This window comes from Pseudomonas sp. SWRI77, assembly GCF_014269105.1.
Lineage (GTDB): Bacteria > Pseudomonadota > Gammaproteobacteria > Pseudomonadales > Pseudomonadaceae > Aquipseudomonas > Aquipseudomonas capeferrum.
In genome coordinates this window covers 190,640-202,947 of the sequence record NZ_JABWRV010000004.1, presented here as the reverse complement: position 1 = coordinate 202,947, position 12,308 = coordinate 190,640, and the positions used below count along the sequence as shown (strand labels likewise).

Here is a 12,308-nt window from a genome sequence, read left to right as displayed (position 1 = left end):
GCAGGCAGACACAGAGCGCGCAGGAGCAGTGGCCGTAGGCCACGGTGCACCGCGCATCACCCTCCGTGATGCCGTTGGCTGTATCAGGCCGGTCTCCGGGCTTGCGAGCGGGCCTTGGCCCGGGCCTGCGCGCCTTCCCGGATGCTGGCATCCAGTGGCTGTGCGCGACCTTTGACTCACCTACCGTTGCGGGGGCAGCGCCGGAATCGCGCCTTTGCTGGCGCCCACCGGCTTCCCAGTTTCACCCTGCTCAGTCGAGGCTGGCAGGGCACCTGAAACACGCCGCGAAGGTTAGAGGGTTGGGGCGGGAGCGTCAATCGAACGGGGCGCAGGAACGAAGATAACCACTGAGCATGGCCTTGCGCAGCCGGGTGTTGTTCGCCCCGGGGCTGAACCAGTCATGCTGCGCCATGCTCTGAATAATGAAAGATCATCTCCTGAGGGCATTGAACATGCGCCACATCGGCTACGTCTTACCCTGGGCGAGCAGTGCCTGCCTGGTAGGCTGCGGCGACCAGCGCTGTTGAACGTCAGCGAAGGCAGTGGCCCCTCGCCGCAGTTGCCAGAACCCCATACAACGCTGATTCCGACTATCAACATCGCCCCTGCCATCGGCTGGCCGGACGGCGGCAAGCCCAAAGCTGCAACGGGCACGCAGGTAGCGGCCTTCGCCGACAAACTCGACCACCCACGCTGGCTCTATGTACTGCCCAACGGTGACGCGCTGGTAGCCGAAACCAATGCGCCGCCAAAAACCGAAGACGGCAAAGGCCTGCGTGGCGGGGCCATGGGCAGGCCGGTGGGCGTGATCAACGATCAGCGCGGTGGGGTGCTGGTGGCGGATGACGTGGGCAATATGATCTGGCGGCTGAGCGCTGCGCGGTAACGGTGAGTCAAGGCGGCCTTGCCGGGCCGCCTTCAGGCGATCAGGGGTTCTGCGCCAGATGCCCCTGGGGAATCACCCGCTTGGCCTGCAGGTAAGCCTTGGCCCAGTAACTGTTGGATAGGTAGTCCAGGCGCACCGTGCCACCGGTGGACGGTGCGTGCACGAAACGCCCCTCCCCCACGTAGATGCCGGCATGGCTGACCTGCGACCCGCCGCTGGTGGCAAAGAACACCAGGTCACCTGACTGCAGCGCCTTCGCATCCACGGTCGGCGCACGCATGACGATCATCTCCCGCGTCGAGCGCGGCAAGCTGATGCCAGCGGCATCCCGATAGACATACTTGATCAGGCCACTGCAATCGAACCCGGAGTCAGGCGTATTGCCACCCCATCGGTAAGGCGTGCCCACCAGCCCGATCGCGCGGATCAACACGTCGTCGGCAATCGGCGAAGCATCAGGCAGTTGGCTGTAGGAGACCTGCGGCTTGACCACAGGGGCCGGCGCAGGCGCGCGGCTGGAGCAGGCAGCAAGCAATGCCACCAGGGAGAGGAATGCGAAGCGCGCCATCATTACCATGGCCAGAACATCCTGTCTGAGACCGCTGGACCGCAGCCGAAAAGTGTTGAGAATTTAGATTAGACGCTTTCTGTAAATGCGCACGGCGGCGAGCTTTTTTAAAGCATCGCCGCCGTGGCACGGAACATCATCGGGGTATCAGTTGCGCGCAATGTTGGTCGGCGCCATCGCCAAGGCTCGCTTGGCTTCGATGAAGGTCTTGCTCCAGTAGCGATCACCGAGGCTGTCGATGCGCACACCACCGCTGCGGCGGCTGCTGGAGTGGATGAACTGGTTGTCACCCAAGTAGATGCCGGCATGGCTGACCCGGCCGCGGCCATTGGTGCTGAAGAACAGCAGGTCGCCTGGCTTGAGCTTGTTACGGGCCACTTTCGGGGCATCGACGTTGATCATTTCACGCGTCGAACGCGGCAAGGTCATGCCGGCTTCTTCGCGGAACAGGTAACCGATGAAGCCGCTGCAATCGAAGCCTGACTTCTCCGAGGTACCACCGAAGCGGTAGCGTGTGCCGATCAACGCCATGCCGCGCTCGAGAATGCTGTCAGCCAGAACCGGCAGCTGATAAGGCTTGCTGTTGCTGGAGAAGGCCGCCAGATCATCTTCGGTGGCCAGCTCTTCCGGTTCGCCGAATACGGACGAAGGCGAGGCTTTGGCCTTGAACGCCGATTGGGCGTCGATCGGGGTGTGATCCTGGGGCTGGGATACCGGGCCTTGGGCCGCGCAGCCGAAAAGCAGGGTCACGAGTGCGAGGGGCACGAGGGGTGCGAAGCGCTTTAGCATGGGCACGACCGTGTCTGTAATCCTTTAGAAGGAGGAAACTATGCCCTCTATCATGGCCATTTGCAAATTTTATCGAAAAAGATGTGACTTTTTCGTTGTGCCGCTCTAGCCCAGGATTTTCAGGGGCTTACCAGCCCAGGGTTTCTTTCAGGAAAGGGATGGTCAGCTTGCGCTGCGCCTGCAGCGATGCCTGGTCGAGGCGTTCGAGCAGATCGAACAGTGCGCTCATGCTGCGGGTACCGCGGGTAAGGATGAAATGCCCGACCTCATCGGTGAGGTGCAGGCCACGGCGCGAGGCACGCAACTGCAAGGCACGCAGCTTGTCTTCATCGGACATGCCACGCATCTGGAAGATCAGTGCCAGGGTCAGCCGCGACTTGAGGTCGGCCAGCTTGATGGGCAGCTCGCGCGGCGAGCTGGAGGCCGCCAGCAGCAAACGACGGCCACTGTCACGCAGGCGATTGAACAGGTGGAACATGGCCTCTTCCCAGTCGGCCTTGCCGGCAATTACATGCAGGTCGTCAATGCACACCAGCTCGTACTGTTCGAGGTGATCGAGCAACTCGACACCGCGCTCGAGCAGTTGCGCCAACGGCAGGTAAACGGCGGGTTCGCCCAACTGCTGGAAGCGGTGGGTGGCGGCCTGCAACAGGTGGGTGCGGCCGACACCCTGCTTGCCCCACAGGTAGATGAGGCTCTCGGTCCAGCCGGCGTCGGCTTCGCATAGGCGCTCGACGTAGCCCAATGCCGCAGCATTGGCGCCCGGATAGTAGTTGATGAAGGTGGCGTCATCGCGCAGGCGCACACCCAGGGGCAACTGGATCGGTGGTTTCATGCTCGCGGGCGGTCGCTGGGACCACAGGGGGCCTTTGGTGGACAGTGTGCAAAGTCTATACCCGCAACGCGGACGGCACAATCAGGGAGCAGAAGAGCACAAGCAAAATCAAAGGCTTGCGACCTGCTCTGCTCGGTCTGACTGGGTAATTTACAACTGCGGATCGACATCGGCGTCATACATGTCCGAATCTTTGTACAGATCATGTACATGACGTAGCAGCACCATGATCACTGCCGCCACCGGCAGCGCCAGCAGCACACCGGTGAAGCCGAACAACTCGCCACCGGCAAGAATGGCGAAGATCACTGCCACCGGGTGCAAGCCGATACGGTCGCCCACCAGCAACGGCGTCAGCACCATGCCTTCCAGCGCCTGGCCGACCATGAACACCGCAACGATGCCCAGCATCGGATACAGGTCGCCACCGAACTGGAACAGGCCGGCGACCAACGCCGCACCAATACCGATGATGAAGCCCATGTACGGCACGATGGCTGCCAACCCCGCCAGCATGCCGATCAACAGGCCGAGTTCGAGCCCCACCAGCATCAGCCCTGCCGAGTAGATGACGCCCAGCGCGAGCATCACCATCAATTGGCCGCGGACGAACGCGCCCAGGACTTCATGGCACTCTTGCGCCAACCCCACTATTTGCGACTCGCGCTGGCGCGGCAGCAGGCTGCGCAACTTGGCCATCATCAGGTCCCAGTCACGCAGCAGGTAGAACCCCACCACCGGGATCAGCACCAGATTGGCCAGCCAGGCCATCAAGGCCAGGCTCGAAGCCGTCGCCTGGGACAGCACGATGCCGACGATGTCGGTGGTCTGGCCCATGTGCTCGCCAATGGCTGCCTTGATCTTGTCGAACTTCCAGAAGCCATCGGCCAGGCCAAGGCGGTGTTGCACCCAAGGCAACGCCTGATGCTGCAACCAGTCGAGCATCTGCGGCGCCAGCTCGTACAGGCGCAGCAGCTGCTTGGCCAGCATCGGCACCAGCACCAGCAGCAGGGCCATGAACAGCAGGGTGAAGAGGCTGAACACCACCACCACGCCCCAGGTGCGTGACAGCCCCAGGCGCTCCAGGCGGTCAACCAGAGGGTCTGCCAGATAAGCCAGCAGAATACCGATCAGAAAGGGGGCAAGAATGTTGTGCAAGCTATATAGCAGCACGGCGAACAGCAGTGCCGCACCCAGCCAGATCCAGCGGCGCATATCGGTCACGGTCGGTACTCCTTACCAGCGAAAACGCAGGCCGTCGAACGGCTTGGGCACTGCGGGCTGCTCTGCGGCAGCGCCAGGTGCAGGCGCGGGGACCGCGGGTACAGCGGGGGCCTGCTCGGCCGGCACTTCCTGCAGCTTGGCCAGCCCCAGTTGGGCACGCAATTGTTCGCGGTTGGCGGTGACACCGTAGGTCAGCGTGCTGCCTTCGGCCATCTTCAGTCGCGCGCCATACGGTTCGAGCACCCGGCTCAATTCGGCGTAGCGCTGCAGGTTCATCCCCTGCACCTGGAGCTGCAACTGGCTGCTGGCACCAGGGCGGGTCACATAGCGCGGCGCCAGGCGGCTGCTCACCGCCAGCATCACCGCGTCGGCCAAGGCCGCCTGGTCGGCGCCCTCGGCATTACCCTGCTCGCGCTGGTCACCCACCCACAACTGCCATTTGCCTTGCCATTTGCCATCCGCTTCATGGGCGTGGACCGCCAGCAGTGCATCGGCCGCGTAGCGCTCGGACGCTTCGCGCAGCGGCGCTGGGTCACTGGCCTCGATTTGCTTGGCGTTGGCCACCAGTTGCTCCTGCAGGTCGGCCAGCGGCAAGCGCAATGGCAAGCCTCGGTGCTGGGCTGCACGGCGCAGTGGCTGGGCAGTGGCCTGGCCGTCGCCGACCAGGTTGCTACCTTCGACGCTGTCGTTGAGCCACCAGCCGATGATCGATGGCCGGTTGCTGCCCCACAGGGCCAGGCCGGCCTTGCGCAAGGCACGTTCGGTACTGCCGGGGTCGAACTCGACCAGCACCGATTCGGGCGGGCCGGCTTCGGTACCGACCTGGTTGATGATTTGCTGCGGGTCCTTGCGCAACTCCGCCAAAGCCGGGTTTTGCGCCGCTTTCGGGTCGCCGGTCAGGCGCAGAATCAAGGTATCGAGGGCCTTGCCGGTTGCCTGGGTACGGGCTTCGGCGCCCTGCCCTGCAAGCGGCTCACGCACTTGGTAGAGCCCGGAGACGGTTTCGGCCTGGGCGGCGACAGCCACCAGGGCAAGGCATCCCGCTGCCAGATTTTTGAGAAGATGCATGAAGGATTCCTGTCCAGAAACTAGGTGAAACGGGCCGTTAACGTGCAGGTTGTGACCGCGGTGGAACGAAAAATGCTCCTCTATGGCTACACCTTATACAGGGGGGCGCGTGACTGCCAGGCGCAGGCCGTGGGAATTTGTAGAGCACACAAACCTCAAACCCTACCTCTGCTCCCAAAAAAACCAAGCAAGCCCCCTCCCCCCATCACCTTTTTAACGCTTTCGAGCCCTGCCCGTCGGCCTGAGGATGGCCGCTGCACGGCAACCCTGATAAAATCGCGCGCCTTCGCAGACCTCTGACGTTTCAGGCAGCCGCCGCTTACACAGCCGGCCTTGGCCGTCATGGTCGTTTTTAAGAATCCCTCCCTCCTAAAGGCCTGGATCAATGAGCAAGCAACCCTCCCTGAGCTACAAGGACGCCGGTGTAGACATCGACGCCGGCGAAGCACTGGTCGAACGCATCAAGGGCGTGGCAAAACGCACCGCACGCCCTGAAGTCATGGGTGGCCTGGGCGGCTTCGGCGCCCTCTGCGAGATCCCGGCCGGCTACAAGCAGCCGGTTCTGGTCTCCGGCACCGACGGCGTCGGCACCAAGCTGCGCCTTGCCCTGAACCTGAACAAGCACGACAGCATCGGCCAGGACCTGGTCGCCATGTGCGTCAACGACCTGGTGGTATGCGGTGCCGAGCCGCTGTTCTTCCTCGACTACTACGCCACTGGCAAGCTCAACGTCGACGTCGCCGCCACCGTAGTCACCGGCATCGGTGCCGGCTGTGAACTGGCCGGTTGCTCGCTGGTCGGTGGCGAAACCGCCGAGATGCCTGGCATGTACGAAGGCGAAGACTACGACCTGGCCGGCTTCTGCGTCGGCGTCGTGGAAAAGGCCGAGATCATCGACGGCTCCAAGGTTGCCACCGGTGACGCGCTGATCGCCCTGCCGTCTTCCGGTCCGCACTCCAACGGCTACTCGCTGATCCGCAAGATCCTCGAAGTGTCCGGCACCGACATCGAAAACACCCAGCTCGACGGCCAGCCACTGACCGACCTGCTGATGGCGCCGACCCGCATCTACGTCAAACCGCTGCTGCAATTGATCAAGCAGACCGGCGCAGTCAAGGCCATGGCCCACATCACCGGTGGCGGCCTGCTGGACAACATCCCGCGCGTACTGCCAAAGAACGCCCAGGCCGTGGTCGACGTGGCCAGCTGGCAGCGCCCGGCGGTATTCGACTTCCTGCAGGCACAAGGCAACGTTGACGAGCATGAAATGCACCGCGTACTGAACTGCGGCGTCGGCATGGTCATCTGCGTGGCCCAGGACCAGGTCGAAAACGCCCTGAACGTGCTGCGTGCAGAAGGCGAACAGCCTTGGGTCATCGGCCGCATCGAGCAGGCCGCCGAAGGCGCCGCCCAGGTCGAGCTGCAGAACCTCAAGGCACACTGATGCCGAGCAAGACCTGCAATGTAGTGGTACTGCTGTCGGGTTCCGGCAGCAACCTGCAAGCCCTGATCGACAGCTGCCGCAGTGAAGACAGCCCGGTGCGCATCCGTGCGGTGGTTTCCAACCGCGCCGATGCCTACGGCCTGCAGCGCGCTGCAGCCGCTGGCATCGATACCGCCGTAGTGGACCACACCGGCTTCGACGGCCGCGAAGCCTTCGATGCGGCGCTGATGGCACGCATCGACGGCTTTGCGCCCGACCTGGTGGTGCTGGCCGGTTTCATGCGCATCCTCAGTGGCGGTTTCGTGCGCCACTATCAGGGCCGCCTGCTCAATATCCACCCGTCGCTGCTGCCCAAATACAAGGGCTTGCATACCCATCGCCGGGCCCTGGAGGCAGGCGACGCCGAGCATGGCTGCAGCGTACACTTCGTCACCGAGGAACTCGATGGCGGCCCACTGGTCGTACAGGCTGTGGTACCGGTGACGTCGGACGACACCGCTGAAAGCCTGGCCCAGCGGGTTCACCACCAGGAACACCAGATCTACCCGCTGGCGGTGCACTGGTTCGCCGAAGGACGCTTGCGTCTGGGTGAACACGGTGCGTTACTGGATGGCCAGCCTCTGGCGGCCAGCGGTCACTTGATTCGACCCTAGGAGAATTTATGCGTCGCGCCCTGCTTTTGGCTCTCGCCGTGCTCGCCCTGCCCCTCCAGGCAGCTGATCTGAAGCCTTTCTCGGCCAGCTACACCGCCGACTGGAAGCAGCTGCCCATGAGCGGCACCGCCGAACGCAGCCTGGTCAAGAATGCCAATGGTACCTGGGACCTCAATTTCCGGGCTTCCATGATGATCGCCAGCCTGACCGAGCAAAGCACCCTGCGCCTGGAAAACGACACCCTGCTGCCGCAGAAGTATCACTTCGAACGTGGCGGCCTGGGCAAGGCGAAGAAGGTCGACCTGAACTTCGACTGGAACAGCAAGAAAGTCACCGGTAGCGACCGTGGCGATGCCGTCAGCCTGCCGCTCAACCGCGGCGTGCTGGACAAGTCGTCCTACCAGCTGGCGCTGCAGCATGACGTGGCCGCCGGCAAGAAGAGCATGACCTACCAGGTGGTCGATGGTGACGAGATCGACACCTACGACTTCCGCGTACTGGGCACCGAGAAGGTCACCACCAAGACCGGCCAGGTCGATGCGGTCAAGGTCGAGCGCGTGCGCGACCCGAGCCAAAGCAAGCGCATCACCGAGCTGTGGTTCGCCAAGAACTGGGACTACCTGCTGGTGCAACTGCGCCAGGTCGAAACCGATGGCAAGGAGTATGTGATCGTGCTGCAGGATGGCACGGTCGATGGCAAGCCGGTGAAGGGTAACTGATCAACCGCAGCCTGAAGCACCTGCAGCCCCGCCTTGTGCGGGGCTTCTTTTTGCCTGGCCACCCTTACATGAAACTTGTTTCATGCCCGTTTTATTTACTTAGGCTGCTAACAAACTCTATAAAGAAGACCTGCGACACAGTGCCGCAGCCAACTGAAAAGTGGAGTTTACCGATGACAGTCCAAGTAACCGAACGCGACGAATCGAAAATGTCCCACGAAGGCCTGGCCGCTGGCGTGCGGATCTGGGATGTGCACCAGCAGGGCCAACTGGTCGGAATGTTCCACAACGAACATGAAGCCCACCAGTATCGGGTAGAGCTCGAAGACCTGGAAAACCTGCGCGCCACGCAATGACACCGCCTTCAAAAAAAACCCCGCCTAGGCGGGGTTTTTCATGCTTACCACATCAGGTCGTCAGGGATCTTGTAGGCCGCATAAGGGTCATCCTCGTTGGCCTCTTCGACGTGGGTGTTGAGCAGCAGCACGCGATGCGGGTCGCGCTCCTGGATCTTCACCGCCGCCTCACGCGGAATCACCTCGTAGCCGCCAGCGAAGGAGACCACCGCCAGCGAGCCATTGCTCAGCTTGCTGCGCATCAGGGCATTGACGGCAATGCGCTTGACCTTTTTGTCGTCAACGAAGTTGTAGTAGTCCTCGCTGTTGAGCTTGGGCAGGCGAGTCGCTTCGATCAACTGCTTGACCTGCGCGGCGCGGGCCTTTTGCTCGGCCTTTTCCTGCTGCTGGCGGTTCAGCTCCTGGTCACGCTTGGCCTTGTCAGCCATGGCTTCCTTGGCGAGGCGCTGCTGGGTGTCATCCACCTCGACCTGGCCTTTGTGCTCCAGGCGCTTTTGTTTCTTTTCGGCTTTGTTGGTCTGCGAGACCTGTTTCTGGTTGACCAGACCGGCTTTGAGCAATTGGTCGCGAAGGGAAAGGCTCATGAATTCACTCACTTATGCAACAGCTCAGCCGCAGCTGGGCAGGTTCTTTTCCTGACGTTTGGCTTCACCCCAAAGGGCATCCAGCGCGTCAAGGCTACAATCTTCGATGGGCCGACCGCTGTCGCGCAATGCCTGTTCGATAAAGCGGAAACGTCGCTCGAACTTGCGGTTGGCGCGGCGCAGGGCATGCTCCGGGTCTTGCTTGAGGTGGCGGGCCAGGTTGACGGTGGCGAACAGCAGATCGCCGACCTCGTCTTGTAGCGCATCGGCATCACCGTCGGCCATGGCCTGCAGGACTTCATCCAGCTCCTCGCGGACCTTGTCCAGCACCGGCAATGCGTCAGGCCAGTCGAAACCGACCGTGGCCGCACGCTTCTGCAGTTTGGCTGCCCGCGACAGCGCCGGCAATGCCGCAGGCACATCATCGAGCAGCGACAGCTGTTCAGGCTCGCTCTTTTCGGCGCGCTCTTCGGCCTTGATCTGTTCCCAGCGCAACTTGACCTCGGCCTCGCTCAGGCTGGGCGTGCCCACCGGTGCGTACAGCTCGCCGGTGGGGAATACGTGCGGGTGGCGGCGGATCAGCTTGCGGGTGATGCTGTCGACCACCCCGTCAAAGGCGAAACGCCCCTCTTCCCGGGCCAGTTGGCTGTAGTAGACCACCTGGAACAACAGGTCGCCGAGCTCGCCCTGCAAGTGCTCGAAATCGCCGCGCTCGATGGTGTCGGCGACCTCGTAGGCTTCTTCGAGGGTGTGCGGGACGATGCTGGCGTAGTCCTGCTGCAAATCCCACGGGCAGCCATGTTGCGGGTCACGCAGGCGGGCCATGAGGTGCAGCAGGTCTTCGAGGGTGTAGGTCATTAAGGTCCTCCGGTGGTGGCTGCTCGCGGGTGAACCCGCGAAGCTGCCACCCCAGTCTCAAGGCGTACGATTACGCCGCGTCTCGATGATGTTCGGCAACTGCGAGATCCGCCCCAGCAAGCGCCCAAGCGCATCCAGGCCTGGAATCTCGATGGTCAGCGACATCAACGCCGTGTTGTCTTCCTTGTTCGAGCGGGTGTTGACCGCCAGCACGTTGATCTTCTCGTTGAGCAGTACCTGCGACACGTCACGCAGCAAGCCTGGGCGGTCGTAGGCACGGATGACGATGTCGACAGGGTAGGTCTGCACCGGGATCGGCCCCCAACTGACCTGGATCATCCGCTCTGGCTCCTTGCCTGCCAGTTGCAGCACCGAAGCGCAGTCCTGGCGGTGGATGCTCACACCCCGGCCCTGGGTGATATAGCCGACGATGGCATCGCCTGGCAGCGGCTGGCAGCAGCCGGCCATCTGCGTCAGCAGGTTGCCGACACCCTGGATCTGGATATCGCCGCGCTTGCCGGTACGCGGCCCGGTGGGCTTGCGTTGCACCAGCTCGATCTGCTCGATGCGCTCGGGCTCGAGCAATTGCTGGGCGGCGTTGACCAGGTGCGCCAGGCGCAGATCACCGGCACCCAGCGAGGCGAACATGTCTTCGGCGGTCTTGACGTTGGTCTTCTCGGCCAGGCGCTCGAAGTCCACCTGGGGCAGGCCCAGGCGGCTGAGTTCACGTTCGAGCAAGGTCTTGCCGGCCGCCACGTTCTGGTCGCGTGCCTGCAGTTTGAACCAATGGACAATCTTCGCCCGTGCCCGCGAGGTGGTGACGTAACCCAGGTTGGAGTTCAACCAGTCACGGCTGGGGTTGCCGTGTTTGCTGGTGATGATCTCGACCTGCTCGCCCGTCTGCAGGCTGTAGTTGAGCGGCACGATACGCCCGTTGATCTTGGCGCCGCGGCAGTTGTGACCGATTTCGGTGTGCACGCGGTAGGCGAAGTCCAGCGGTGTGGCGCCCTTGGGCAGGTCGATGGCATGGCCGTCGGGGGTGAACACATAGACCCGGTCAGGCTCGATGTCGACCCGCAGCTGTTCGGCCAGGCCGCCGATGTCACCCAGCTCTTCATGCCACTCGAGCACCTGGCGCAGCCAGGAAATCTTCTCTTCGTAGTGATTGGAGCTGGGCTTGACGTCGGTGCCCTTGTAGCGCCAGTGCGCGCACACGCCCAGTTCAGCTTCCTCGTGCATGCCATGGGTACGGATCTGCACCTCCAGCACCTTGCCCTCGGGGCCGATCACCGCCGTGTGCAACGAGCGGTAGCCGTTCTCCTTGGGGTTGGCGATGTAGTCGTCGAACTCCTTGGGGATGTGCCGCCACAGCGTATGAACGATGCCCAATGCGGTGTAGCAGTCGCGGATCTCCGGCACCAGCACGCGCACTGCGCGCACATCGTAGATCTGGCTGAATTCCAGGCCTTTGCGCTGCATCTTGCGCCAGATCGAATAGATGTGTTTTGCCCGGCCACTGATATCGGCATTCACGCCGGTGGCCAGCAGTTCGTTCTGCAACTGGTTCATCACGTCGCTGATGAAGCGCTCGCGGTCCAGCCGGCGCTCGTGCAGGAGCTTGGCGATCTGTTTGTACTGGTCGGGTTCGAGGTAACGGAAAGACAGGTCTTCCAGCTCCCACTTGATGTGACCGATACCCAGGCGGTGAGCCAGTGGTGCATAGATGTCGAACACTTCGCGCGCGACACGCAGGCGTTTATCGTCGTCGGCAGCCTTGACCGCGCGGATAGCACAGGTGCGCTCGGCCAGCTTGATCAGCGCCACGCGCACATCGTCGACCATGGCCACGAGCATCTTGCGCAGGTTCTCGACCTGCGCCTGGGAGCCCAGCACCAACGATTGGCGCGGGCTGAGACTGGCACTGATGGCCGCCATGCGCAGCACGCCGTCGATCAATTTGGACACCACCGGCCCAAAGCGCTGACTGACTTCGGCCAAGGTCACTTTGCCTTCGCGCACCGAGCGATAGATGACGGCCGCTACCAGCGAATCCTGGTCGAGCTTGAGGTCGGCGAGAATTTCGGCGATCTCCAGGCCCGCCTGGAAGCTGGACGTACCGTCGGCCCAAGAATGCTTGGCAGGGTTACCCTTTCTCTCGACTTCGTGAGCGAACTCGCAGGCTTCTTTGAGTTCCGCGCGATTCAGGGCCGAATCGACGCTTACCACATGATCCAGCCATGCTTCGAGATTGATACTGCCGTCGGTGTTGACCGGCTGGTGCACTCTCACCTGTACCATCTTTGTTTTACCTTTCCATACAGCGC

12 protein-coding genes, 1 pseudogene and 1 riboswitch are annotated in these 12,308 nt (G+C 62.6%); of the genes and pseudogenes, 5 read left to right on the top strand and 8 right to left on the bottom strand.

The annotated features are described in order from the left end of the window. Positions 1–68: 68 nt before the first annotated feature. Positions 69–291: riboswitch (cobalamin riboswitch) on the bottom strand. 232 nt (positions 292–523) lie between these two features. After that, a pseudogene (locus HU766_RS06235) lies at positions 524–805 on the top strand (sorbosone dehydrogenase family protein); the annotation flags it as partial. A gap of 121 nt (positions 806–926) precedes the next feature. Here the strand turns inward: HU766_RS06235 and HU766_RS06230 are convergent. The 5 genes from HU766_RS06230 to HU766_RS06210 all read right to left on the bottom strand — a co-directional run bounded on the left by HU766_RS06230 (position 927) and on the right by HU766_RS06210 (position 5,370). Next, positions 927–1,463, bottom strand: coding sequence for an NlpC/P60 family protein (locus HU766_RS06230; RefSeq protein WP_033700806.1), 537 nt, complete (start codon positions 1,461–1,463; stop codon positions 927–929). Positions 1,464–1,601: 138 nt separating this feature from the next. Then, positions 1,602–2,243 carry an NlpC/P60 family protein gene (locus tag HU766_RS06225; protein ID WP_033700807.1) on the bottom strand — a complete coding sequence of 214 codons (642 nt, stop codon included), beginning with the start codon at positions 2,241–2,243 and terminating at the stop codon, positions 1,602–1,604. Between the two features lie 127 nt (positions 2,244–2,370). Continuing rightward, entirely contained in the window at positions 2,371–3,078 is a 708-nt protein-coding gene (hda, locus tag HU766_RS06220; RefSeq protein ID WP_027595859.1) for a DnaA regulatory inactivator Hda, read from the bottom strand. Between the two features lie 150 nt (positions 3,079–3,228). After that, positions 3,229–4,302: an AI-2E family transporter gene (locus tag HU766_RS06215; RefSeq protein ID WP_186654558.1), complete on the bottom strand. Its 1,074-nt coding sequence runs from the start codon at positions 4,300–4,302 to the stop codon at positions 3,229–3,231. A gap of 12 nt (positions 4,303–4,314) precedes the next feature. Then, positions 4,315–5,370: a DUF2066 domain-containing protein gene (locus HU766_RS06210; protein ID WP_186654557.1), complete on the bottom strand. Its 1,056-nt coding sequence runs from the start codon at positions 5,368–5,370 to the stop codon at positions 4,315–4,317. 385 nt (positions 5,371–5,755) lie between these two features. Here HU766_RS06210 and purM point away from each other — a divergent pair, with 385 nt between their 5' ends. The 4 genes from purM (at position 5,756) to HU766_RS06190 (ending at position 8,542) form a co-directional block, all read left to right on the top strand. Next, entirely contained in the window at positions 5,756–6,814 is a 1,059-nt protein-coding gene (gene purM, locus HU766_RS06205) for a phosphoribosylformylglycinamidine cyclo-ligase (protein WP_033700811.1), read from the top strand. Beyond that, positions 6,814–7,467 carry a phosphoribosylglycinamide formyltransferase gene (purN, locus tag HU766_RS06200; protein WP_186654555.1) on the top strand — a complete coding sequence of 218 codons (654 nt, stop codon included), beginning with the start codon at positions 6,814–6,816 and terminating at the stop codon, positions 7,465–7,467. Before purM ends, purN begins: the two co-directional genes overlap by 1 nt. Positions 7,468–7,475: 8 nt before the next feature. Continuing rightward, positions 7,476–8,186: a DUF3108 domain-containing protein gene (locus HU766_RS06195; protein ID WP_186654554.1), complete on the top strand. Its 711-nt coding sequence runs from the start codon at positions 7,476–7,478 to the stop codon at positions 8,184–8,186. A 173-nt stretch (positions 8,187–8,359) separates the two neighbouring features. Beyond that, positions 8,360–8,542 carry a hypothetical protein gene (locus tag HU766_RS06190; protein WP_033700816.1) on the top strand — a complete coding sequence of 61 codons (183 nt, stop codon included), beginning with the start codon at positions 8,360–8,362 and terminating at the stop codon, positions 8,540–8,542. A 44-nt stretch (positions 8,543–8,586) separates the two neighbouring features. On the opposite strand, the gene HU766_RS06185 is transcribed toward HU766_RS06190, so the two are convergent. Genes HU766_RS06185 through relA form a run of 3 tightly spaced genes read right to left on the bottom strand, consistent with a single transcriptional unit; the run spans position 8,587 to position 12,282 of the window. Then, positions 8,587–9,126: a DUF2058 domain-containing protein gene (locus HU766_RS06185; protein WP_033700817.1), complete on the bottom strand. Its 540-nt coding sequence runs from the start codon at positions 9,124–9,126 to the stop codon at positions 8,587–8,589. A 24-nt stretch (positions 9,127–9,150) separates the two neighbouring features. Then, positions 9,151–9,984, bottom strand: a complete 834-nt coding sequence (gene mazG / locus HU766_RS06180) for a nucleoside triphosphate pyrophosphohydrolase (RefSeq protein ID WP_095064094.1) — start codon at positions 9,982–9,984, stop codon at positions 9,151–9,153. A gap of 57 nt (positions 9,985–10,041) precedes the next feature. Continuing rightward, complete coding sequence (gene relA / locus HU766_RS06175; protein WP_033700819.1) at positions 10,042–12,282, bottom strand: GTP diphosphokinase; 2,241 nt, start codon at positions 12,280–12,282, stop codon at positions 10,042–10,044. Positions 12,283–12,308: the final 26 nt, after the last annotated feature.